The organism is Prosthecobacter sp., assembly GCF_044222565.1.
Lineage (GTDB): Bacteria > Verrucomicrobiota > Verrucomicrobiia > Verrucomicrobiales > Verrucomicrobiaceae > Prosthecobacter.
Window position 1 is genome coordinate 142173 of sequence record NZ_JBGANA010000010.1, and the last position, 22905, is coordinate 165077.

The window sequence follows — 22905 nt, forward strand, 5'->3', positions numbered from 1 at the left end:
GGATTTGTGGGGCTGCGAAGGTTGGCGGCAGCGATGGTGCGATGCAACCGCTGCTGGTGGGTGCGGTGGGTGTCGAAGGTGCCCGTTCTTCGCTAAAGCTTCGATGGGCAAATTGGGTTTGACCCGGATTGTTATGTCTTACCCATGGCGGCATCGCTTAGGCTCGGCAGACCCTGGCCTGCGATAGTACGCATCTTTGGTGCTGAGATGGCGACAGCAACCTCAACCAAACATCAGCATAACCGAATGCCATTCATTACAGGCACTTTTTGCGCCACGTTCACGAGCGCCGCTTGAGCAGCAACAACAGCAGCGCAATCAATGACATGACCAAGATCACAAGCACACTCCACGGCATTGATGAAGATGGTTCTTCGCTCGGTGTCGATGTCGTCGGCTTGGTTTCTGGCGCCTTCTTCGGTGCGGGTGGTTGCAAAACTGGAGTCGGCTCTGTAGATGAACCCTCTTGTGGAGGGGCAGCGCTGCTGCCAGCAAATCGCACCGAGTCCAGCGCCCCAGCACTTCGCTCGAACCAGGTGTAAATAGTTTCAAATCCGGGTATTGGCGGGGGCAGTTCCTCGCCCATTTGAGCAGCCAGCTCCCTTCTGAGTCTGTTTGCTGCCGGACTGATTTCAGACTTCTCCTCCTCAAGTCTCAGCAACACGGCTTTGGCCATTGTGGGGTCAATTGCGCAAAGAGCTTTAGCGGCCGCAATCCTAGAGTAAGGATTGGAATCGGTTGCCAGCTTTTGCCATTCAGCAGCACGTTCGCTAGGTTTGGCAGTCGCAAGCTCAGACTTAACCTGTCCTGTCTTGAGTACTGAGTCCACGATCAAGCTTCGCCTAGTGTCCGAGGCAACCAATTTGACAAGTAATGCTCGTGACTGTTCGCTGTTGATTCGCTGTAGGAAAAGTGTTGCAACTGCCACGGAAACATCATCGCCCGACGCCAGCGATTTCTCGATCACCGCCCATTGCTCGGCCGACAAAAGATTAGAACGATCTATAACGGAACTAATCTTTTCCAATTCCAAGAGACGCTGTGCCGCATCAGAATCGATAGGCTTTGAACTGCAATCCAGGCCCAAACCGATTAATAGCATTAAAAGCGAGATTTTCCGCAGAATTCTAGTCATCATATTTGTCGAGAGTTTTGTGCTGCATGCCAGGATTCGCCCAGTCATTGGAATGGTTTCCCTTTACTGTTGTGTGTCTCTTGCATGTGTAGTCTTCCGCATCATCGAGAATATTCGAGGGAGTTCCTGGTAAGTTGCTCAAACCGTTCGACCAGTCGTATCGATCACCAGCATCAAATATTTTGTTTAGATTCAAGTCCTCAATGTAGTTTGGCAGGTAATCACTTCCATTTCTTGAGGTTGTCTGAGGATCCTTGTTGTCGCTAGGACCGTCTTGCCCATAAGCAGCCTGCCACTTCGTTATTCCCTGTGTTTCGACATTCCAATAATCACACCAGTCTTTGTAGTGTTGGGATTCGTGTCTGGCTGTCCATGCAAAGTTGTCGATGCCTTGCAATGGATTGTTTGCTCCATAAGGAGCGTTGTAACTCAGCCTATCTCCATCGCTGAGTGCAAACTTATTTGTATTCGGGTTGTAGACGCTTCCACTCGTTGAATACTCGACCACCGGATTCGGTCCCAACAAGGTTACTGTTTGGAGCCAATAGTAAAACCAGTTAGGATCAGTTCCGGAACCTTTGCCGGGGTGATTTTTTTCGTCCCTCATAAAGAACACCTCGAACTTTGCGTCTTCCACCACATAGCCGTCAAAGTTGAGGCGGACGGTCTTCGTGCCAAAATCGGAGTTGTTCTGCGGCAGACCGGTGAAAATGGCGGTTGCGATAAGGTATTCGCCGCTAACAGCGGCCTTGCCCCCGGCGTTACCAGGCGCCCAAGTGAGCACCGAATTGCCAATCGCATCCACGTCAAAGGTGTATTTGGCCTGCTCTGCGGCGGATTGATCAACGATGCCGGGCATGTGAACTTTGAGATTCAGGGTCAGTACTCCTGCTGAGGCATTTGAAAAGGTAAATTCATTGGCACCGTCCGGAGTGTTGGTGGGATCTGTGCCAGCATCCACAGGAAGCTTCACGGGATCACCTGCTGGGGTGATGAATAGGACCGTCGCGACTTTGGCGGTAGTCAGGAAGTTATCGTCGGCTTCATCCGGCTGTAGAATCGTTACCGCCGTCTCTTTTGCATTGGCTGGCAGCGTTAGGGTTCTGACCTGGCTGCTCGTGACCACCGGATTCCCATTTCCACGGTATCCTGCGAGGGCTAGCTCATAAATGATGGGTTGCTTGATCCTCTGCTCCACCACCTTCACGGTGCGGGCATTGCGCGAAGGGAAACTCACCTTGAGCTTGTATTTGGCTGCGGTACCGTTGAGCCAGCTGGCGTGCCCGATGACCGTTGCGCCTGTGAAAAAACCTGGCCCGGTGGTATCTGCATTCACAAGCCTCTGAAGAGTAGTGCTTTGAGAAAGGCCCGAAAGGTAGTAGGTGCTCCAGGTGTTAAGGCTCGAATCGGCGTCTGGTCTGGCGGGCAATGCAGGTACACTTGGCATGTTGCCCGATGCTACGTAACTGCTGGTATAAAAGCTGCCCGGCATGACGCTGGTTTCCGTAACCAGCCAGTCGGTAGGGTTGTACTCAGACTGGAGCACCTTGTTGCCAGCACTGTAATACGGGACAGAGGGGCTGGTGAGCAGGAACGCTGACAGTATGATAGGTGGATCATACCAGGCCGCTCCGGGATTGTCCGTGGCGGACTTGGGATCCGTGCCAGCCAAGGCCTCGACGCCATCGCTGAAACCATCGCCATCTGTGTCGGGATTGAAAGGATCGGCTCCTGCATCCAGTTCCTGCTGGTTGGCAAGTCCATCACCATCAAAATCTGCCGCCGCAGCTCCCGAAAAACCGTTGGTGCTCGCATCGGTGTATTTCAGCCGCCAGAACTGGCGGCTGTCTGTGCTGGCGAAGTTCAGGCTGTCCGGGCTGCCCGCACCGTCACGCACAACGGGCACGTAGTTCCAATCAACCAGATTGCAGGACTGCTGAACAAAGTAACTGCGCCCTGGCGTCCCATACCATGTAAGCACTTGCGCGCCTGGGGAGGCGTCTGCCGTCACACGCACACCTTCGTTCGGGTCAGTGGCGGTTTGCGCTTGCGTACCTGCGGGAAGGACGTTCAGGGCAGGGTGCTGGGGAGCAACCCAATCGAAACCACTCCCACTAACTCGATTGATAAACATAGCGGTTCCTGGAGGAATCGAAGTGGTAGCCGCATCCATAAACGACGAAGATGTTGATCTCCATCCCGTCCCACCCAGACCCGGTGTGTTTTTGTAATAGTAAGTGTCGTATCCGGACACCGCAGGATTCCAGATAAGGATCTGGTCCGCCGTGGTCGAAGTGCCGGGGGCCACGCCGGTAGAGGCGTTTCCCGTATAAAGACCTGAACTCTGCAAGGTCATTGGTGCAGCATAGACATTGCCCAGCAAGGTGTAGCCACTGAAGGCAGGAATGGAGGTCTGGCCAGTCTTGACCGCGCCAGCAACCGTGAGGGTGAAATCGGCGGATTGATTGCGCACAATGATAAAACCATCATCAGGATAGATCACTGATGCGCTTGCATCCACTGTGGGGGCGCCGAAGTTTCGCCAGCCAGTGCCTCCAGCGCCAGACGTCTTGTAGTAGTAAGTGGCATATCCTTGAATGGCCGGATTCCAAACAAGGATTTGGTCCGCAGTAGATGAATTGCCACCCGCGAGTCCGTTTTGATTGGTGGCACCAAAGACGCTGGCGATGGTCCAGTGAGGACGGATTTTGTAGGAGTCACCGGAGGCGACGCCTGTGGCAAGCGCTTGAGTGAGGGTGAGGGACTGGCTTGCGGCGGAAGTGGCTGTGATGTCATAGGTAGTCCCCATGCGAGCGCCAGAGGTGATCTCGACATAGTAGGAAATGGCGCCTCCAGCACCATTGTAAGCGTTGTCAGCCCAGGTGGCATTCGGATCGACCAACGTGGTGGAGCCTGCGGTGGATGTCGTGGTGGACTGATAGGCGACGAAATTAGTCATGCCGAGGGTTGCGAAGGTGTACTTGGGCTGGCCTGAGCCACCGTTGCCGCTGACAGCGATGGTGGTATAGCCAACGGGATCCGTCGTTTCCTGGGCCTCGGCAATACTAGCAAGCAGGAACAACGAAATTAGAGTGCGATAGGAGATTTTCATTGCTGTGAAAGACGGAAATTAACAGGTCTAAGTAAAATAGGTAGTACAAAATGCCTGCAACGTGCAAGTTTTAAGGTGAGTGTGCCTGAACAAGGTACTTACGCCATCCAGTTCTTGTCCCTAACGACCGTCCAAGGACCCATGGATGAATGGGGATAGATGACAGTTGGCATGGAAATAAGATTTAAGAAAAATACCTAAAACAGGTGGGCATGAAATCCAAACATATGTTTTAGCGTCGCTGTAGGGCGGCGAGGATTGGAGCTGCCGGGGGAGAGGGAGCTCAGCTTTGCGAAGCGAAGAAGTCGCGGATGCGGGTGGCGGCGAATTTGAGGACGATGTCAACGGCGTCGGGGCTGAAGCCGCCGATGTGGGGGGTGATGAGGCAGTTGTCGTGGGTCTGGGCGTACTGCCAGATGCGGCTGGTCTGGATGGCGGGCTCGCCTTCGAGGACGTCGGTGCCGTAGCCGGCGAGGTGGTTGGTTTCGAGTGCCTGCAGGAGGGCGTCTTCATCGCAGATGGCACCGCGGGAGGTGTTGATGAGGATGGCGCCGGGGCGGAGGAGGGCGAACTCGCGGGGGCCGACGAGGCCGCGGGTTTCATCGCTCAAGTGGACGTGGATGGAGACGGCGTGAGCGTTTTGCAGCAGGGTGTCGAGATCGGTGCGCTCGATGGTGGCGGGCCATTCGGACTCTGGAAGATAGGGGTCATGGCCGATGACGCGCATGCCGAAGGCGGTGGCGTAGCGGGCCATCCAGCCACCGATGCGGCCGCAGCCGATGAGGCCGAGGGTGCGGCCTTTGAGGAGCATGCCGGGGAATTGTTCGCGGTCCCAGAGGCCGGCTTCGACGTGGCGATTGGCGGCGCGGAGATGGCGGGCGCAGGCCATGAGGAGCATCCAGCTCAGCTCGGCGGCGGGGGTGAGTTCGTTGAGCACCTGCTTCTGGCCTTTGAGGGTGAGCAGGGGGATGTTGCGCGCGGCGAGGGCCTTGGAGTCGATGTGATCGGCGCCGGTGGTGGCGGTGGCGATGAGTTTGAGGTGCGTGGCGGTGTCGAGGTCTGCTTGGCGCAGCGGGACCTTCATGGAGGCATCGAGAATGGCGTGGACCTGGGGGAGGAGGGGCAGGACGGCCTCGGGGATGGTGGCGGGTGAGAGGACCTGGTAGCCGCTGCCGAGGGTGGTGGTGACGGCGGCGATGCCGGAGGCGGGGCCGAGGTAGAGGATGGGGAGGGCGGCGGACATGGTGTTATTCAGGCGAGATGAACGCGATTTGAGTTTTAGGGAGACCCTGATTTACAACGCAAGAGATTAGAAGACCGCAGAGAACCTGAATTCAAGGTGGCTTGATTGAGGAACGGGGAGTAACTGCGGAGGCTATTCGGGAAAGGGTGCGCTGTTTTTTGGCAAAGGAATGAAGGGCAACGTGAATGGCCGGAAATTTGCACCGCAAAGATTTGGAGAACGCAGAGATTCCAGATTTGAGTGCCTACGGAACACGCGGAATACACGGAAGGAGGATCAGACGGAATGCAACTGTGAAAAGCGGGCGCTGTTTTTTGGCGGAGAATGACCGGAGATCTGATTGGTGGGAGGCTGGTGAGAACGCAGAGAGGGCCGGAAATTGGAACCACGGATGGCACGGATTGACACGGATGCCGGAACGGATTTGAGGCTGGGGCGAGAAAAGGTGCTGTTTTTTTGCGGGGGATGGCCGGAGATTTTCCAGAATGGGTTCAGAGCCGGTTTGCGATGTCGTTACTCAGGAGGTTTTACCAAGCCGCCGCTTGTTGCTCCTCAAACTCAGGATCCACAACGCGAATGGGCGCGAATATCCGCGAATTTTTAGGAATTAAGAGTCCAAGCAATGGTGTTGAAGTGTCTTAATTTAACGGCGTTGATTTAACTCAGCGGTTTGACCACGGTGGTGCCTTCGCTGGACATTTTTTCGGAGCGCTTGCGGAGCCAGTTTCGGAAGCTGCGTTTTTTCCAGCTGCGGATGAATTTGGAAATGGGGTCCTGGCCTTGGGGGGGGCAGGGGCGGGGGGTGGCGCTGAGGGGGACTTTTTCTTTTTTGAAGAAGTCGAGCGTGGAGGGTTTCCAGAAGAGGCCTTTGATGGATTCCTGGTAGGTCATGAGGGCCTTGCCTTCCGGGCCAATGTAGAAGTGGCCGGTCTGATCCTCGCGGGCGAGCTGCTTGGCGCGGTTTTCGGCCTGCCAGATGTTCATGCCGGGGGAGTTGGCGACGGCTTGCAATTGAGCGGCGCTCCAGATCGTGGCATTGAGGCCGACGCAGGGGGGCTCGGGCAGGATGGCGTGCCAGGTGGTGCCGGGAATGGGCGTGCCCTGCTTTTTGAAATGATCGATGCCGAGGTAGCGGCCGTTCATCTGGCGGAAGCGCTGCACGGCCTCCTTCACGTCTTTGGTGATGACGGGCTGGTTGAGGAAGAAGTCGTCCAGCAGCATGAGGAGGACATCGCCGGGGACTTGGGGGAGGGCGGCGCGGAGGTTGTCGCCCCACTGGTGGTCATCGCCCACTTTGATGGTGTGGACGCGCGGGTCGTCATAGCTGAGGTGGTTGGACAGGAGGTAGATGGGCGCGGGGATGTCGGGCCAGTACTTGAACAGGAAGTGGAAGAAGTAGGGCCAGGTGTCCGAATAGAAATCGCACGAAGGCACGACGAGCGTGAAGGCGCTGTCCGGCTGGGAGTCCGTCATGGTGGCGAAGAGGGTTTACTCGATGACGCAGTAGCTCGTGCGCGAGGTGTAGGGCAGGCGGCGCAACGCGATATTCCCCAAGCCGAGAGCCTCCATGACGGCGAGTGTTTCACCGGGAGTGGCGTGCTCATTGAGTTCATCGAAGCCGAGGACGCTGCCTTTGGTGAGGCGGGGCTTGAGGAGTTCGAGGCACTTCTTGGTGGGTGCGTAGAGATCGAGATCGAAGTAGGCGAGGGCGACGATGGTCTCCTGGTGCTGTTCGAGATAGACGGGAAGGGTTTCGCAGACGTCTCCCTGAACGAGTTCGAATTTGCGGATGTGGCCGAGGGGATTTTCCGCCTCATGGAATTCCATGATCTTGGTGAGGTACTCTTTGTAACCGTCGGTCACGGAGTAGCCGCCCTGACGCATGATGCCGCCGTCGCCGTCCTGATTGGCGGTGTGGGGGAAGCCTTCGAAGGTATCGAAGGCGATGATCTTGCGATGACGATGGAAGGGCTCGTAGATGCCGCGCAGTGCGGCGAAGGTGGCGATGTTCTGGCCCCAGCGGGTGCCGAACTCCATGATGACGCCGGGGAGTTCGACGATCTTCTGGTACATGAAGTCCATGAACTTGAGGCGTGCCCAGGTCTTGGAGCTGAGGAAGAGGCCCATGTTGTCCATGCGCTCCTCGGGAGGAATGGGGCAGTTTTCGATGAGGCTGGTCATCGCCTTGCGGCGCTCGCGCTCATCGGGGGAGGCAAAATTAACGACGTTGAATGAATCGCTCATGAGATGGCTTTAGGGGAACTCGGATTTAACAACGCGAGAGATTAGAAGACCGCAGAGAAAACATTCAGAGTCTGAGTTTTGGGATGTTCAATTCTGTGCAGCGAGATTGGTTCAGGCTTTCCTAGCGGTTGGGGGACCAGACGATGAGCGAATGCCCTTCGATGAAGAAGCTGCCGCTGTGGACGCGCTGCTTGCGGTGGATGGTGAGCTTGCCTTCGCGTTCGAGTTCTTCGAGGCGGGGGAGGTAGCCGCGGAGGTAGTTGCGCTTGTTTGAGTACAAGACGGAGAGCTGGTCGTGCAGGTCGTCTTTTTCGAGGACTTCGTCGATGGGCTCAAAGTGGACGATGAGGCCCGGCTTCTTGCGCAGCATGAACTGGATGAACTCCTCGTGGCGGGGGCCGATCTGCTCCAGCGCGGCGACGCTGTAGGCGACGCTGTTGGGGAGGAACTCCAGCGTTTCGTCGGGGTGGTAGAAGTCGAAGTTGCGGCCTTCGAGATTGGGATCGATGCCGCTCGCTGCCATGCCGTTGAGGATTTTCTGCGAGGCGGTGGTCCAGTCGAGGCCGACGAGATGGGCGGTGGGATTGATCTTGCGGGCGCGCAGGAGGTGGTAGCCGGGGCCGCAGCCGAACTCGTAGATGCCGGCGGCGTCCTTCATGTAACGCTCCATGGCGTACTCGACGAGGAGGCAGATGATGCGGTAGTCGAAGGATTCGGAGACCGGGCGCACCCAGCGGCGGCGGAAGCGGACGATGGGGTGCTTGCCAAAGTAAAGGGGCACAGCGGCGTCGGGATTGCCGGTTTTGCAGAAGATGTCGAAGTTCTCGCCCCAGCCTTTTTCCCAGTCGCCGATGCGGTGCTCGCCTGCGACTTTGAGCTCGGGGTTTACCAATGCGCGCACGGCTTCCAGGATGTACTGGTCGCGCTCCTCGGGGGTGATCTCGGTGAAGCGCAGATCGAATTCGGCGAGACGCTTGGTGAGGCGCTCGGTGATCGGCTCGCCCAGGATGGCTTCGAGGTCGGCGGGCTGGATGGTTTGGACGGTCATTGGCGGATGTTGGGATAGTTGGCCTTGAACCACGCGACGCTTTTTTCGATGCCTTCGTCGAGGGGGGTGAACTGGAAGTCGGGGAGGTAGGTGCTGAGCTTGGTGGTGTCCGAGGGCTTGCGGAACTGGCCGTCGGGCTTGGTGGAGTCCCAGACGATTTTGCCGGTGAACTTCATCTTGTCGGCGACGATTTCGACGAGTTCCTTGATGCTGCGCTCGATGCCGGAGGAGAAGATGATGGGCTCCTCTTCGCGGTAGTTTTCCAAGGCCCAGAGGGTGAGGCGGGCGATGTCATCGACATACACAAACTCGCGCAGGGGGGAGCCGCTGCCCCAGGCGGGGAGGTCGGCGCCCTCCTGCTGGCGTAGGTAGCAGCGGTGGATGAGGGAGGGGATGACGTGGCCGCCTTCCATGGCGAAGTCATCGCCGGGGCCGTACATGTTGGTGGGGATGGCGACGATGAAGTCGCAGTTCCACTCCTTGCGGTAGGCGGAGCTTTGCACATCGAGCATGCGTTTGGCGTAGGCGTAGCCGAAATTGGACGGGTGCGGGGGGCCGTTGTGGAGGTCCTTTTCCTTGAGCGGGTATTCCGTTTTGTCCGGGAACACGCAGGTGGACATGAAGGAGATGAGGCGCTTCACGCCGGTCTGACGCGCGGCTTCCAGCACGTTCAGATTGATCAGGATATTGTGCCGGAAGTACTCGCCGGAGTGGATGCTGTTGCTGCCGATGCCGCCGACGACGGCGGCGCAGTGGATGACGAACTCGGGCTTGTGAATGCGAAAGAGGGCCATGGTGGCCTCAAAACTGGTCAGGTCTGCATCCTCCCGTGTCAGATACACCGCACCTTCTTCGCCCAGCAGACGGCGAAGCGAGGAACCCAACATGCCGGCGCTGCCGGTAACGAGATAACGAGCCATAGATCAATCAAGCACCGGCCGGTTTTTCCCGGCGGTGCCATGCGATGGTTCTACGAAGTCCCTCGTCAAAGTCAACGTATTTGAGGGGGCCGAACTCCCGCTCGTACAAGCCCATGTCGATGCCCACTTCCGCGGGGGCTCCTTCGAGTGGTTTGGCGGTCTCCGGCAGGCGCACGGGCACGCCGAGCTGGGCACCGATTTTCTCGGCGACTTCGCGGATGAGGAGGACGCCACGGCCACCGACATTGTAGATGGGTTCGCGGCCTTCCAGCACGGCGCGGAGCATGATGCGGACGGCGTCCGGGGCGTAGCAGTAGATGCGGCGGGCCTCGCCGTGATCCATCATGGCGATCTCGCCCTGATGGAGCGCTTTTTCGATGAAGGTGTAGAGGACGCGGCGGTCATGCGCATGCGCGCCGGGGCCGTAGGCGAGAGCGAGGCGGGCGGACACGGCCTGGATGCCACTGGAGCGGGCGGCGTTGCAGGCGGCTTCACCACAGCGCTTGCCCTCGATGTAGCAGGCGCGTGGATGGGTGGTGTTGGTGGTGCCGATGCGGTCTTCGCTGTTGGGTTCACCGGCGGGCAGGCCGACGTAGAGCTCGCTGGTGCTGACGAAGAGGAAGCGGCCGCCGGTGGGGACTTTTTCCAGAAGGTCCAAGGTGGCCTCGGTGTTGAGGCGGATGGTTTTGCCGGGGTTTTCCAGGAAGCGACCGGGCTGGCCGTAGCCGGCGGCGTGCAGGATGAGGTCGGCTTGATCGAGGCTGCGGCGGAAGGTGGGATCGGTCAGGTCGCCGCGACGGATGGAGATCTGCGGGTGATCGAGCATCTCGGCGATGACGCCGGTGACGGGGCTTTGAAAAGTGACCTGCAGGCGGAGTTTGGAGCCTTCGTCGATCAGGCGGCGAAAGGCGGCGGCCATGTGGATGCCGACGACGCCGGAGGCGCCGGTGAGGAGTACGCGGGCATCCTGCAAGGGTTCGCGAGGGACGCCGTCGAGGGCGATGCCGGCATCGGCGTGGAAGTAGGAACTAGACATGGAGAAGCTCGTCGTAGCGGGCGCGGATGTCCGCTGGGAGGAGGCCGCAGGCTTGATCGTGGTAGGCGGCGGGGCCGTAGGCGGTGAGGAACTCGCGAGGCACGCCCATGCTGCTGAGGGCGATGCGTTTGCCACGCAGGGCCTGGGTCACGCTGGCGGCGAGGGTGCCTTCGTAGAAGGGCTCGACGCAGAGGATGCGGCCATCGCCGGCATGCTGCTGGAGCGTGGCGGCGTCGAAGGGGGTGATGGTGGTGTAGTAGAGGATGGTGGCGTCGGTGCCTGCGAGGGCTTCCGTGACGCGATCCAGAAACGGACCGACCGTTACAACGGTGGGGCCCTTGCCGGTGTGAATAACTTTTGCGCTACCGAATGTAACGTCTTGAGCGCTACGATTGGAGCGCTCGGAGAGACGGTAGTAGGTGGGGTGGCCGCTGGCGTAGGTCTTCGACATCAGGGCGTCGAGTTCCGCGGGATGGCCGGGGACGATGATCTCGACGCCGGGGATGGCCTGCATGAGCGAGACATCGCCGGGGCAGTGGTGGGAGCAGCCGAGGGCGGCGTAGTCGTAGGAGCCGCCGACGGAGACGAAATTGCCGCCAAGGGACTGGTAGCCGAAGTCCACCTTGATCTGCTCGAAGGCGCGCTCGACGACGAAGGGGGCGATGCTGTGGAAGAGGGGGATGAAGCCCTCCTTTGCCAGACCGGCGGCGACGCTGACGGTGGCCTGCTCAAGGATGCCGATATTGATGATGCGCTGCGGGTGCTTTTTGAAGGCGTTGCGGAAGGCGAAGACGCCGATGTCGCCGAGGAGGACGACGACGCGCTCGTCTTCATCGAGCAGGCGCTCGGTGGTGGTGACAAACTGCTTTCTCATGTCAGTTGGGCGAGCAAAGCCTCCAGTTCGTCCGCCTTGGGGGCCTTGTGATGCCACGCGGGATTGTGTTCCATGTCTTTGCAGCCGTGGCCTTTGATGGTGTTGGCGATGACGGCGCGGGGGATGTCGCCGCCGTTCGGTGCGAGTGCGGCCTGAAGCTGCTCGTGGTTGTGGCCATCGACCTCGGTGGTGGCCCAGCCGAAGGAACGGAACTTGGCGACGATGTCGCCGAGCATCAGGGCGCGGTCGCCGGAGTGATTGTAATCGACGACGCAGGTGAAGTTGCCGAGCTTGTGATGGGCGGCGAGGAGGGCGCCTTCCCAGACTGCGCCTTCATTGCATTCGCCATCGCCGACGATGCAGACGACGCGGGAGGCGGAGGATTTGATTTTCAAGCCGAGGGCCATGCCTGCGGCCATGGGCATGCCGTGGCCGAGGGAGCCGGTGGAGGCCTCGACGCCGGGGACTTTGCGGGAGTCGGGGTGGCCGCCGAGTCGGCCGCTGGAGGAGGCGAAGGTATTGAGCTCTTCCTTGGGGAAAAAGCCGCGCTCAGCGAGGATGCCGTAGATGCCGAGGGAGGCGTGGCCCTTGCTCAGAACAAAGCGGTCGCGCTGCGGGTCCTGCGGCTGCTGGGGGTCATTGCGCAGGATGTTGTGATAGAGCACATACAGGATGTCGAGGATGGAGAAGGCGCTGGCAATATGCCCCTCTCCCGCGACGCTGGCTGCGCGGATGATGTTCTCTCGGATGCCCCGGATTTGGGCCTCTGTTTCGGGTTGATTCACTGGGCGGATACAAAGCCAGCAGGCAGGGTGCAGCAAGATGAAATCGTGAGAGAGGGTGGAATGGGAAATGGCGGGGGATTTATGATTTACGATTTATGATTTATGATTTGAGAGTGCCTGAAGTTGAGGGGGAGCTCGATTGTGAAAAGGAGATTCAGGGATGGTTCTCAGTTCGAGACTGACTCATAAAAGTGGTGAAAGCTATCGATGTAGCCTTTGCCTGGGCGGCGCTCTTGAGGGCTTTCAGCTTTGAGACCTGATTGATGAGTCCGAGGCTGGGAATCGTGACTGAATGGCGGCAGTCACTTCAGCGGTGGTGATGGCGCTCATGCATTTGACGATTTGCGTTTTGTCGCAGGCGAGTTCGGCGCCGCGGGCGGCGATGCAGGGGCAGTCGCGGTGGAGGATGATGTGCTGGTCGCCGAAGGGGCGCCAGCGTTTGACTTGGGAGGGGCCGAAGAGGATGACGGCGGGGAGGCCCACGGCGGAGGCCATGTGGGAGGGGGCGGAGTCCATGCCGAAGAAGAAGCGTGCCTGGCGCATGAAGGAGGCGAGGTGGCGGAGGCTCATGTCGCCGAGGCGGGAAAGGCAGGGCTGTTTCACGAGGCTGACGATGTTGCGGGCGCGTTTGAGTTCGTCGGCGGAAGGGCCGCAGGTGACGACGGGCTGCCAGCCCTGGGTGGTGAGCCAGTCGATGACTTCGGCCACGCGTTCGTCGTGCCAGCATTTGAAGAGCCAGCGGGAGGTGGGATGCACGACGACGAGTTTGTCGCGTTGGACGTTGTGCGTGGCGAGCCAGTCGCGTGCTTCTTGATCTTCGGAGGGTGTGGGCGGGAAATCCGGATGGATGTCGTAGTACGGAATACCCATGCGCATGAGGAACTCGCGCTCGTGCTCCATGACGTGGTGGCTGCGGTCGGGCTTGCCGCCGTAGCCGTTGAAGATGTGCGGCTTGAGCTTGGAGCCTGCGGTGACTTGAATGGCCCAGCGGCGGCTGGCGCGGCTGAGAGCGGCGTACCACATGGCGCGGTCGCTCCAGGTGAAGTCCACAACGAGATCGTAGCCGCCGGTGGCGACGGCGTGCGCGACGCGCAGTTCATCGCGCACGCGGGCGAGGCCTTTGAGTTTGCGGGGGGATTCGATGACGGCGTGAATCCAGTCGAAGCCGGCGATGAGATCGCGGCTGCCGGGGGAGACGATGACGTCTAGCTCCGCGTTTGGGAAAGCATTGTGCAGAGCACGGAATGCGGGCACGCCGCAGATGACATCGCCGAGATGCTTGTTTTTGATCGCGAGGATGCGTCGAGGCTGCCAGGGTTTGCTCACGTTGCGGCGGGTTTGATCCGGGCGGCTTCGGGTTGCTGCAGCAGGCGATCGAGCAGTGTGATGAAGCGCTCTTCAGGGAAGGTCCAGTCGCCACGCGAGGGGGCGGGTTCGTTGGAGAGGAAGGTGAGGGCTTCGTTGCCGCAGATGCGGGCAAGCTGGGCACCGTGGGAGGTGGTGTAGACCTGCTTGTCGGGCGTGCCGGGGGCGAGCATGACGAGCAGGGTGGTCTTGCAGAAGAGGACGTTGCAGATGCCCTGGCCGATGGCGCCCATGACAAGCGGCGCGGCGCGGAACATGCCGATTTGGTCGGGCAGGGGATGTTCGCCGAGTCGGATGAGATCGACGGGGCCGATCTTACTGCGGAGGATTTCGACGATGCGCTCCTCGTTCATGAGCTGCTTGTCGGGAGCGTCGCGGCGGGTGATGAAGAGGGGGCGGCCGGGGCCGTCGGGGACGGGGTAGCTGGCGGCGCAGTCGGAGAGTTCGTTGTAGAAGGGCGGCGGGCAGAGGGAGGACTTGCCGTAGAGATTGGGGATGAAGATGAGGTCATCCACCTGCATGGTGCCGCGGGTGCCTTCAACGAGCTTGGAGGGATCGAGTCCGGCCCAGGCGATGTAGCGGCCCTGCCAGCGCGAATGGCCGGGAGCGACGAGGATGCGGTAGTCTGGCAGTGACTTGAGGTAGTCGCGAGCGGCCATGAGGCGCGGCAGATGCTGGAGCATGAAGTGGCCGCGGTTTTCGTGGTTGCGGCCGGTGAGGTGGAAGACGGGTCCCTTGATCTGGGTAGCGCCGAGTTTCAGCGGCTGCGAGATTTTGAGCTTCGCTAGATTGTAGGGCCGCACCCACGGTTCGAAGAGGCTGCCGTCCTCGAGGAAGACCTGGCCTTGATCGCCGGTGAGCCAGACGTCGCGGAGCCGGAAGAGTTCGGCGGTGGGCCAGTCGAAATCGAAGGTGGCGGTCTCGGGGCCGTTGACTTTGATCTCAAGGGGATTGGTGTCGCTGCGGCTGCCGCCGGAGACGACGGTGCGGCGCTCCTGGAGGCCCACGGCTTTGTCAGCTTCCGACACTCGCAGGCGGCGGCCGCAAAGCCGGAGCAGGCGGTTGTAGGCGTCCAGGATGCTGCGGGCGTGGGACTTCATGAAAGAGGTGAAAACGTGCCTCTAATCCGCGTGGGGCGGGTGTGCAAATCAAATGCCGGACCGGTGGTTGCGCCACCATTTCACCGCGCTACGAGTAATCACCCGATACCCTCCCGACACACCCCATTCATGAGAGCAGCCCACGTATTCATCAGCATGCCAGTCGGCGGCGCTGAGGATATTGTGCTTTCGCTGGCATCTGCGGGAGTGCCGGGCGTGGAGATCCTGCCCGTGTGCCTGCGGGAACTGGGTGTGGCCGGTGCGGAGGCCAGCGAGGCGGGCGTGCCGGTGCAACTGCTGCGTGCCGCACGCAGCCGCCGCTTCAGTCTCTTGGGTGTGTGGCGTCTCTCACGCTGGCTGCGGGAGCGGCGGATCGATGTGGTGCACTCGCATGTCTACAATGCGCATGTGTATGCCGTGTTGGCGGCGAGGCTGGCGGGTCTGCCGGCAGTGATGCATCATCATAAGACTTTTAATCGGGAGCGGCGCAGGCGCTGGTTTACCCTGCGCATGCTGTCGAAGATCACGGCCGCGCAGATCACGCTTTCTGAGCAGACGCGGGACGACATCATCCTTGCCTTGAAGGTGCCGCGTGAGATCACTCACGTGATGGCGAACACGGTGGACACGCGTGTGTTTGCTCCGGTGAAGAACCGGGCTGCCTTGCGTGAATCGCTGGGGCTGGATGCGCAGGGGCAGATCGTTGGTGGCATCGCCTCGCTTTCTTCGCAAAAGAATCATTCGGCCACGGTGCGCATGATGACGGGCCTAAAAAAGGCGCTGCCGGCGTGTCGGGGGCTTATTTTTGGGGAGGGCATGATGCGTCCCACGCTTGAGAGTGAGATCGCGGCTGCGGGTGTGGGAGATGTGCTCAAGCTTGTGGGGAACAAGCGGCCGATCGCCCCGTGGTTGCAATCGCTTGATGTGCTGCTGCTGCCTTCGACGTGGGAGGGCCAGCCGATGGTGCTGCTGCAGGGGATGGCGTGTGGCGTGCCCATCGTGGCCAGCCGAATCGAGGGGAATGTGGCCGCGCTGGGTGCGGAGCATCCGGGGCTGTTTGATTTGAATGATGATGCGGACTATTTGCGCAAAGTGCAGCTGTGTCTGACGGATGGTGAGTTCCGCGGACGGCTGATGGCGTATCAAAACGAGCAGTGGGCGCGACAGGCGCGCATGGAGGATTATATTGAGGCGTTGCGGAGGCTGTATGAGGGCCTTTGCAACCCGGGAGCGAAGGCTGCGACGTAACGCGGGCAATCCTGCCCTGGGCCACGCGTTGTACACGGGCAGGATTGCCCGTGCTACTTTCAAGCGTATCAAAACGAGCAGTGGGCGAGGACGCTCTTACGCCACAGTGCTTGCGATGCGCTCTTAGACGGGCGGGCTGTTGCCACACCCATCCTACGGTCCAGCATGCGTCCGCTGTTTGAAATTTGTATCCGAGAACAACGCGACAGTTGCGGTGTCAGGCGAAGTGTTTGTGGGTGATCATAGACCCTTTTTCAACAGATCGTGGTATTAAGCAGGTTTCTGCCCGACGACGACGGCCTGGATGAAGATGTCGCGAGGGCCGAATTCGTAGCTCACGAATTTGTAGCCGGTGCGTTCGAGGAAGCCGCGGGCCTGGCTTTCGGACTCCACGAGGGAGGGTTCGGGCGGATGGAATTCGCCGGGCTTTTTGAGGATGTTGTCCAGAATGTAACGCCAGACTTTGAGGACGAAGACGCTGGTGGCCTTGCGATGAGGCCAGAAGATGACGATTTTGCCGCCGGGCTTGAGCACGCGATAAAACTCACGGCAGATGGTTTCGATCTGCTCGTGGGAGAAATGCTCCACGACGCCGAGATTGTACACGCCATCGAAGGTGCCGTCCGGATGGTGCAGGGCCAGCGCGCTGCCCTGCTCGAGGCGGTGCACCTGAGGATTGTAGCGCGAGTAAAGTTCAAGCGCCGCCAGCGAGATGTCGAGGGCGGTGATCTGATAGCTGGCGTGGAGGCTCACGTCGATCTGGCCGCTGCCGCAGCCGGCGTGCAGGAGGGCGGAGCCGGGACGGAACTCGCGGCGGATGGCGCGCTCGAGATTTCGGCGAATGATGAGACGGCGGTAAACTGTGGCAATCACCTCATAGACGAAGGCGCTGAGGCGGCTCTTTTGGCGCCAGTAGGGCTCCCAGTTTTGCGGATCGCTGAGGCCGGGCTCGATGCGGTCGGGATCGCGGGAAGGGTGGAAGCGGCCTGGGTTGACGATGTTTTCCAGGCAGAGGCGCACGAGGAAGGTGGCGCTGCGAGCCGCTTCACGCAGGCTCATCTTGGAGTGGCCGTAAGTGCGTGCGGAAAGGGTGATGGGCAGTTCACTGACCTTGTAGCCCTGTTTGATGAGGACATACAGGCTCTCAAAGAAGAACGAATAGCTGCGTGACTGGATGGGGCCGAAGGCGTGGTGGTTGATCCGCTTCAGATCGTAGGCGCGGAGGCCGCCACTGGCATCCTGCGGCAGGCCCAGCAGGTTGGAGGTGAGGAAGTGGCCGAAATGCGTGAGCATTTTGCGCGGCAGACTCCAGCCCTGGAGGCTGTCGGGGTTGCAGTAGCGGGAGCCAACAGCGATGTCATAACCCGAGAGTTTTTCGAGCAGGCGGGGGATGTCTGCGGGATTGTGCGTGAAGTCACAGTCCATGGTGACGAGGACATCGTAGCCCTGCTCGCACGCATGGCGGATGGCGGTGAAGTGAGCACTGCCGATGCCCAGCTTGCCCTCGCGGTGGATGACCTTCATGCGGGGGTCTCTGGCCGCCATGTCATCGAGAATTTTTCCGGTGCCGTCCGGTGAGCCGTCATCCATGAACAGAATGTCAAAGTCCAGCGGCAGCTTGCGCAGTTCCGCATGCAGCGGACCGACGTTTTCGTGTTCGTTGTACGTGGGAATAAAAACCAGCAGCCTGTTCATTGAATGTGTTCCTGAAGTGCGTGTTGAACCATGTTCTCAATCATTTGCGCGAAACTGGTTTCGGGCTTCCAGCCCGTGGCGCGTGTGAGACGGGAGGAGTCTCCTGCCATGGCGCAGCGCGAGCGGGTCAGCACCTGCCCTGCCTGGGCCTGGCTGACGTGGTTGCGGGAGTCCAGCCCGAGAGCGCCGAAGGCGGCGTCCACAAACTCCTGCACGGTGTGCAGCGTGCCGGTGGCGATGACGAAGTCATCCCCCTGCGGCAGGGCGCAGATGGCGCGCATGGCCTTCACGTAGTCCGGCGCGTAGCCCCAGTCCACCTGGGCGGAAAGGTTCCCCAGCACGAGATGATCCTGGCGGCCCTGCTTGATGCGCACGGCGGCATTGATGATCTTTTTGGAAACGAACTTCTCCTGCCGCAAATGGCACTCGTGGTTGAAGAGGATGCCGGCGGAGGCCGGCAGGCCGTCTTTTTCCCGATGCTTCTGGCAGAGGTGGATGCCAGCGGTCTTGGTGATGCCGTAGATGCAGCGCGGGCGCAGGGGCGTGTTCTCATCCTGCAGCACGGAGCCGTTGCCATCGCCAAAGACGAGTGCGGAAGCTGCGTAAAAGACGTGGCAGCCGGGGGCCTCGTGCTTGAGCGCGTCCAGAAAATGCAGCAGGCCAGTCACATGCACTTCCAGACTGGGTGTCATCAGCGCGGAGGCATCTGTCAGCGCATTTTCCTGCGAGGAATGGTGAAAGGAGGCGAGATAGTAGAGGGCAGAGGGCCTGGTCTCGCGCACGAGATCGCGCACGGATTTTGCATCGGCAATGCCGTGGAAAGGCGGGACTTCGCAGCCGTGCGACCTGACGCCGCCGCGGCCGATGCCCACCACGCTTTCTCCCGCCGCGACGAGCTGGTCATACAGCAGCCGGCCATCCTGGCCTTCGCTGCCAATGATGACGCTTAGGCTCATTGTACGGTCTTTCCTGGGTTGGGGCTGCTGATTTTCGCCACCCTGGCTTTAAATTTCAAAATGGGTGGGCCGCCGGAGATCCAATCACCTGAGACCGCTGCCGTCACCGAATTGAGTTCTCCGCCGCAAAAGCACGGCTTTGCCCATGGAGTCAATTCGGTTGCGTCACTCTGCATATATATAGGTGGGAGGCGAGCCGGGTGTATGGGGCATGCTCCCAAGCTGGATCGCACAAAAGAGCAAATGGCTTGGCCTCGTTGACATTGCAATGTTTTTCTGCCCCCGAAAAACAAGGGTTTGGCGGGATGGTTCCATCTCTTTGCATTCGAGTCGATTAAGACGCCCAAATCGCTGCAGCCGCGCAGGGGGAATGGCGGCGGAACGGTCCTTCTTCAGCTGCCGTCAGCGGGGTGTCTGACGCTGGTAAAAAATCAGGCCGGCCGAGTCATCCAGTGGAGTGATCGCAAATGGAGGTGGCGGCAGATTCACCGAGGCCTGAAGTTTAAGCGCGTGGTGCAGGTTGAAATCGACCGTGTACATTGGCGAGGCCCGCACATTGCGGGCTGCATAGCGCATGTTGAGCCCCGAATTCCAAGGCCAGTGAAGGCCGGCATTTGTGGCGGGCTCCCGGAGTCCCACCAGCCAGTTGCTTCCCTCCGGCAGCATGATGTCCAGGCGGTGGACGCCACTTCCCGACACGGTCCATTCAAGCCCTGAACTGCTTTGTTTGATGGTCAATACATCGATCGTCATCCTGCCGCCTTCATTGTCATAAGGGACAAAAAGAACCTGGCTCAGCTCCTCAGCGGAAAGGAATGTCAAGGTGAGGGCCGGCAGGGCACGGTGATCCTGGGCTTCGACCTGGATGGCGGAGCAGGCATCGAACGACACGCCCAACCGCATGCGTGAAAATCCCTGTGGGCGGATCATGGCCAGGCAGTTCAGTTCGCGCGGCGGAGCCACGATTCCCAACCAGTCACTCTGTTCCATCGCCACCTTCCACGGCTGCGGCTCTTTGGCATAGGCGGGCATCCAAATGACCTCCCGGTTTTCGCCGCCAGCCAGCATCGCCGCCTGCAGTGACTGTTCGCCTTCCACGACGAGGAGTTTTTCCGCTGGCTTATGCTGTTTGAGAACTTCGCCGGTACGGTTGAGATCAAATGCGTACCAGTTGAAATGCATCTGCTCTCCCATCTGCGTTCCCACCCATCGGGTGACCTGCATGGCGAAAAAAGCGCACACCGCCGCGCGCAGCCACCATGGATGGGACCGGTGGAACCATGCGCGCGCAGCCACTCCGCAGAGCACAAATGCTGAAATGACCAGCACACGTCCGAACAAATCCGCCTTATAGCCCGGCAGGTGATGAAGGAAGGTGGCGAGTGATGCCAGTCCCCAGGCCATGAGCACCCAGCACACACGCGGGGTGAAAAAGCGCCGCCGCAAACTGCCCGCCGCCACAAGCAGCAACAGCAGGACCGCGAGATTCTTTCTCAGCATATCATAGATAAAGCGGACCGATCTTTCGGCGTTCTCACCGACGTGGCTCAGCGTATGAGCCGCGCTGTGATATTCATTGGCGATGTTCATTCCAGGCACCAGCTTGTAAGCAATCAGCCTGAGCCCCACGGCGATGGCGGCGATGACGGCGAAGCAGGCGGCCCGCCCCTTCAAAAGAGGCTCGCGCCGGCGCCAGGAAATGACTGCGGCGAGCGCACCCAGGTAGGCCAGGAAAACAATGCCAATGGCGTGCACCAAAGAAAGGCAGATCGCGCCTGTGGCAATCCATCCCCAGGAGGGGCGTCCCACCCGCAGCAAGGCTCCGGACATCCACAACGTCAGTCCAGTCGCCGCCAGCGAGGCGATCATCGTGTCAATGCCCTGGCGCGGCAATATGATGACCGACATGGCGAGGAGTGCCAGCCCCGCGGCTCGCCGGCCAGCCAGGCGTCTGAGGACGCAGCCGGCGCCCGCCGCCACGATCAAGGCGGTGAGAGTCTCCACCAAGGCGTAGGCCAGCCCGTCATCCCGCACCAGCGCATGCATGCTGCCCAGCACCAGGTCAAACAGCGGCGTCGCCGAACCTTGAAGACGCGCATGAATGAACAGGGGAAACTCTCCATCGACGCCGAACTGCGAGTGATTTTCCGCAAGCTGCTGTTTGGCGGACTGCACCGAAGGCAGGTTGGTCGGATAGCCGAGCATGCAGTTGCGTGCATGCCACAGGTAGGTCATGGCATCGCCTCCGTTTCTGGCGGTTTCTCCGGTGAAATAGCCGCCCCAGATGCCGAGAAATCTCGACAAGAGGAAAATCACCAGCCCGCCGCCGTAAATGCGCTTCAACCAAGCCCTGCGCCAGGCAAATGTACCAGCACCCGCAGTGGCTGGGCTCTGGCCTTTACCCAAAGGGGGGCTGGCCGTTTCTGAATTCTGATTCATAGGGTTCCGGTGAATTGGAGACCGCTTTGTCTTGGTCGGATGCCCTTGCAAAGTCAAGCTTCAAAAATGCCGCAGGGACCGGGGCTGGATGAACCCTGCACACGCGCGAGGTGCGCAGGGGATGCATCAGTGCATCGCTTTGAGCAGCTTCGCGGGAACGCCACCGTAAACACTGTTGTCGGGGACATCCCGGGTGACCACGCTGCCGGCGCCGATGATGACGTTATTGCCGATGGTGACTCCGACTTTGATGAAAGAGTTGGCACCAATCCAGACATTGTTGCCGACTTTGACTTTGCCGTATTTGACCGGCTGCGCGGACATTGGCTTGGTCGGGTCGATGTAGCTGTGTTCGCGGCTCGAAATCACGCAGTTCGGGCCGATCATGATGTCATCGCCGAACTCCAACCCGCCGCCGCCGTCGAGATAACTGTTAACATTGATGGCGAAGCGGTTGCCAACGATGATCTTATGCGAAAAGGAGATGTGAACCTGCGAATAAATGATGGGCGACTTGCCACATTTGGCAAACAGCATGCGATAGAGCCAGGCGCGCAGCAAAAATCCCTCGGGGCCAGGGAGCAGCTTGAAAAGCCCGCCCACGTAAATTTCCGCCAGCATGACGAAGCAGCTTTTCAGGCCGTTGCGCTTCACAAATTGGAGCATTTCACCTATCAGCGACATCTTATGGGAGTCTTACCAGGAGTTCCTTGCAGGTGTCGGCAAATTTGCGTGGTTTAAAGTCAGGAAACAGTTCCGGCACCTTTTCCGATTCGCAATAATAAGCGTTGCTGGTCAGGAGGTACAGCTGCCACATCTTGTTGTACAAAAAGTGGGGAGCTACTTTTTCGAGTTTAAAAAACGCCCGGATGCCAACGCGGGCGAGCTGCCAGACAAAGGAGGGGACAACAATCCGCTTTCTCTTCACGCCAAGCGCGTCTGAAAAAGTCTGGGATATTTCATCGATGGAGAGGTTTTCCGCCACCGGATGCAGGAGCTCGACTTTTTTGCTCATCGGCATTTTTGCAGCGCGGATCAGCAGGTCGCTCAGATCATTGACATAAATGATTGCAACCTTGCCCGGGAAGTTGATGCGACCGAGCAAAGCCCCGTTTTTGGCCATGCTCGCAAACTGCCCGTAAAATCCTTTAAGGTTGTTATTGGCGCCAAACACCGCGCAAAAGCGAAACAGCACGAGTTCAAACCCAAGCTTTTCGCTTTGTTCGCGCAGGATCGCTTCGGTGTCTCGCTTCGCCCGTCCGTAAGTGTGAAACGGCCTTAACAAATCCGTGCTTTCGACCGCGGCGGCATTCATGTCGCGGCGGTTGTCGATCGTGGACACGGTGCTGGCAAAAATAAAGCGAGTGTGGGCGCCGACTGCCGTGCCGAGCAGCCTCAACAAATTGGCTGTGCCGATTTGGTTGATCGTGTGATCGGGGTCGCCAGTGTTGGTGATTGCCGCCAGATGGAAAATCGAGTGAACTGGTTCTGGCAAAACTAACGGTGCGCTGACGGTGTGCATCAAATCGACGAACCGGTATTCAACGCCTAAATCGTCCAGAATTTTCCGTCCGCTGCTTTCGAGCTCCGTTCCGTCATCCGGTTTGACCAGGCAGAGAACTTTCTGACCTGCCATTTTGTTTAGAATGTCAGCGATCAAAACGCGCCCAATAAACCCCGTTGCCCCAGTTACTATTATCATGAC

The 22905-nt window shown here is 59.6% G+C and carries 18 protein-coding genes; 1 reads left to right on the top strand and 17 read right to left on the bottom strand.

Going from position 1 to position 22905, the window contains the following annotated elements; all coding sequences use genetic code 11:
- Positions 1 to 280 precede the first annotated feature (280 nt).
- From ACILSR_RS16250 to ACILSR_RS16305, 12 genes are all read right to left on the bottom strand, one after another.
- Positions 281 to 1138 carry a hypothetical protein gene (locus ACILSR_RS16250; protein WP_395750841.1) on the bottom strand — a complete coding sequence of 286 codons (858 nt, stop codon included), beginning with the start codon at positions 1136 to 1138 and terminating at the stop codon, positions 281 to 283.
- Complete coding sequence (locus ACILSR_RS16255) at positions 1128 to 4247, bottom strand: TIGR02597 family protein (protein ID WP_395750842.1); 3120 nt, start codon at positions 4245 to 4247, stop codon at positions 1128 to 1130. Before ACILSR_RS16255 ends, ACILSR_RS16250 begins: the two co-directional genes overlap by 11 nt.
- Positions 4248 to 4530: 283 nt before the next feature.
- The gene (locus tag ACILSR_RS16260; RefSeq protein WP_395750843.1) at positions 4531 to 5490 is read right to left on the bottom strand and encodes an NAD(P)-dependent oxidoreductase; all 960 of its coding nucleotides are present in this window, start codon (positions 5488 to 5490) and stop codon (positions 4531 to 4533) included.
- A 657-nt stretch (positions 5491 to 6147) separates the two neighbouring features.
- Positions 6148 to 6963, bottom strand: a complete 816-nt coding sequence (locus ACILSR_RS16265) for a hypothetical protein (protein WP_395750844.1) — start codon at positions 6961 to 6963, stop codon at positions 6148 to 6150.
- A 15-nt stretch (positions 6964 to 6978) separates the two neighbouring features.
- Positions 6979 to 7734 (bottom strand): crotonobetainyl-CoA--carnitine CoA-transferase, encoded by a 756-nt coding sequence (locus tag ACILSR_RS16270; RefSeq protein ID WP_395750845.1) that lies wholly within the window; start codon positions 7732 to 7734, stop codon positions 6979 to 6981.
- A gap of 121 nt (positions 7735 to 7855) precedes the next feature.
- The gene (locus ACILSR_RS16275) at positions 7856 to 8782 is read right to left on the bottom strand and encodes a hypothetical protein (RefSeq protein WP_395750846.1); all 927 of its coding nucleotides are present in this window, start codon (positions 8780 to 8782) and stop codon (positions 7856 to 7858) included.
- The gene (locus ACILSR_RS16280) at positions 8779 to 9702 is read right to left on the bottom strand and encodes a GDP-L-fucose synthase family protein (protein ID WP_395750847.1); all 924 of its coding nucleotides are present in this window, start codon (positions 9700 to 9702) and stop codon (positions 8779 to 8781) included. Before ACILSR_RS16280 ends, ACILSR_RS16275 begins: the two co-directional genes overlap by 4 nt.
- Before the next feature lie 7 nt (positions 9703 to 9709).
- Complete coding sequence (locus ACILSR_RS16285; protein ID WP_395750848.1) at positions 9710 to 10738, bottom strand: NAD-dependent epimerase/dehydratase family protein; 1029 nt, start codon at positions 10736 to 10738, stop codon at positions 9710 to 9712.
- Complete coding sequence (locus ACILSR_RS16290) at positions 10731 to 11612, bottom strand: transketolase family protein (RefSeq protein ID WP_395750849.1); 882 nt, start codon at positions 11610 to 11612, stop codon at positions 10731 to 10733. The genes ACILSR_RS16285 and ACILSR_RS16290 overlap by 8 nt, the downstream gene beginning before the upstream one ends.
- On the bottom strand, positions 11609 to 12397 hold the full coding sequence (locus ACILSR_RS16295) for a transketolase (protein WP_395750850.1): 789 nt from the start codon (positions 12395 to 12397) through the stop codon (positions 11609 to 11611). The genes ACILSR_RS16290 and ACILSR_RS16295 overlap by 4 nt, the downstream gene beginning before the upstream one ends.
- A 243-nt stretch (positions 12398 to 12640) precedes the next feature.
- Positions 12641 to 13723: a glycosyltransferase family 9 protein gene (locus tag ACILSR_RS16300; protein ID WP_395750851.1), complete on the bottom strand. Its 1083-nt coding sequence runs from the start codon at positions 13721 to 13723 to the stop codon at positions 12641 to 12643.
- Positions 13720 to 14862: a glycosyltransferase family 61 protein gene (locus ACILSR_RS16305; protein WP_395750852.1), complete on the bottom strand. Its 1143-nt coding sequence runs from the start codon at positions 14860 to 14862 to the stop codon at positions 13720 to 13722. Before ACILSR_RS16305 ends, ACILSR_RS16300 begins: the two co-directional genes overlap by 4 nt.
- Positions 14863 to 14991: 129 nt before the next feature.
- Between ACILSR_RS16305 and ACILSR_RS16310 the strand changes: the two genes are divergently transcribed.
- On the top strand, positions 14992 to 16110 hold the full coding sequence (locus ACILSR_RS16310) for a glycosyltransferase (protein ID WP_395750853.1): 1119 nt from the start codon (positions 14992 to 14994) through the stop codon (positions 16108 to 16110).
- Between the two features lie 270 nt (positions 16111 to 16380).
- Here ACILSR_RS16310 and ACILSR_RS16315 read toward each other — a convergent pair whose 3' ends face one another.
- The 5 genes from ACILSR_RS16315 to ACILSR_RS16335 form a co-directional block, all read right to left on the bottom strand.
- Positions 16381 to 17805 carry a glycosyltransferase gene (locus tag ACILSR_RS16315; protein ID WP_395750854.1) on the bottom strand — a complete coding sequence of 475 codons (1425 nt, stop codon included), beginning with the start codon at positions 17803 to 17805 and terminating at the stop codon, positions 16381 to 16383.
- Positions 17802 to 18761 carry a GDP-mannose 4,6-dehydratase gene (locus tag ACILSR_RS16320; protein WP_395750855.1) on the bottom strand — a complete coding sequence of 320 codons (960 nt, stop codon included), beginning with the start codon at positions 18759 to 18761 and terminating at the stop codon, positions 17802 to 17804. Before ACILSR_RS16320 ends, ACILSR_RS16315 begins: the two co-directional genes overlap by 4 nt.
- A 402-nt stretch (positions 18762 to 19163) precedes the next feature.
- Positions 19164 to 21200: a hypothetical protein gene (locus ACILSR_RS16325; protein WP_395750856.1), complete on the bottom strand. Its 2037-nt coding sequence runs from the start codon at positions 21198 to 21200 to the stop codon at positions 19164 to 19166.
- 126 nt (positions 21201 to 21326) lie between these two features.
- Positions 21327 to 21866, bottom strand: coding sequence for an acyltransferase (locus ACILSR_RS16330; RefSeq protein WP_395750857.1), 540 nt, complete (start codon positions 21864 to 21866; stop codon positions 21327 to 21329).
- Positions 21867 to 21885: 19 nt separating this feature from the next.
- Entirely contained in the window at positions 21886 to 22902 is a 1017-nt protein-coding gene (locus ACILSR_RS16335; protein WP_395750858.1) for an NAD-dependent epimerase/dehydratase family protein, read from the bottom strand.
- Positions 22903 to 22905: the final 3 nt, after the last annotated feature.

What these genes read in the sequence shown, in the direction of transcription:
- ACILSR_RS16250 (WP_395750841.1), bottom strand. Translation starts at nt 1,138, where the DNA reads ATGATGACTAGAATTCTGCGGAAAATCTCGCTTTTAATGCTATTAATC.
- ACILSR_RS16255 (WP_395750842.1), bottom strand. Translation starts at nt 4,247, where the DNA reads ATGAAAATCTCCTATCGCACTCTAATTTCGTTGTTCCTGCTTGCTAGT.
- ACILSR_RS16260 (WP_395750843.1), bottom strand. Translation starts at nt 5,490, where the DNA reads ATGTCCGCCGCCCTCCCCATCCTCTACCTCGGCCCCGCCTCCGGCATC.
- ACILSR_RS16265 (WP_395750844.1), bottom strand. Translation starts at nt 6,963, where the DNA reads ATGACGGACTCCCAGCCGGACAGCGCCTTCACGCTCGTCGTGCCTTCG.
- ACILSR_RS16270 (WP_395750845.1), bottom strand. Translation starts at nt 7,734, where the DNA reads ATGAGCGATTCATTCAACGTCGTTAATTTTGCCTCCCCCGATGAGCGC.
- ACILSR_RS16275 (WP_395750846.1), bottom strand. Translation starts at nt 8,782, where the DNA reads ATGACCGTCCAAACCATCCAGCCCGCCGACCTCGAAGCCATCCTGGGC.
- ACILSR_RS16280 (WP_395750847.1), bottom strand. Translation starts at nt 9,702, where the DNA reads ATGGCTCGTTATCTCGTTACCGGCAGCGCCGGCATGTTGGGTTCCTCG.
- ACILSR_RS16285 (WP_395750848.1), bottom strand. Translation starts at nt 10,738, where the DNA reads ATGTCTAGTTCCTACTTCCACGCCGATGCCGGCATCGCCCTCGACGGC.
- ACILSR_RS16290 (WP_395750849.1), bottom strand. Translation starts at nt 11,612, where the DNA reads ATGAGAAAGCAGTTTGTCACCACCACCGAGCGCCTGCTCGATGAAGAC.
- ACILSR_RS16305 (WP_395750852.1), bottom strand. Translation starts at nt 14,862, where the DNA reads ATGAAGTCCCACGCCCGCAGCATCCTGGACGCCTACAACCGCCTGCTC.
- ACILSR_RS16310 (WP_395750853.1), top strand. Translation starts at nt 14,992, where the DNA reads ATGAGAGCAGCCCACGTATTCATCAGCATGCCAGTCGGCGGCGCTGAG.
- ACILSR_RS16315 (WP_395750854.1), bottom strand. Translation starts at nt 17,805, where the DNA reads ATGAACAGGCTGCTGGTTTTTATTCCCACGTACAACGAACACGAAAAC.
- ACILSR_RS16320 (WP_395750855.1), bottom strand. Translation starts at nt 18,761, where the DNA reads ATGAGCCTAAGCGTCATCATTGGCAGCGAAGGCCAGGATGGCCGGCTG.
- ACILSR_RS16325 (WP_395750856.1), bottom strand. Translation starts at nt 21,200, where the DNA reads ATGAATCAGAATTCAGAAACGGCCAGCCCCCCTTTGGGTAAAGGCCAG.
- ACILSR_RS16330 (WP_395750857.1), bottom strand. Translation starts at nt 21,866, where the DNA reads ATGCTCCAATTTGTGAAGCGCAACGGCCTGAAAAGCTGCTTCGTCATG.
- ACILSR_RS16335 (WP_395750858.1), bottom strand. Translation starts at nt 22,902, where the DNA reads ATGATAATAGTAACTGGGGCAACGGGGTTTATTGGGCGCGTTTTGATC.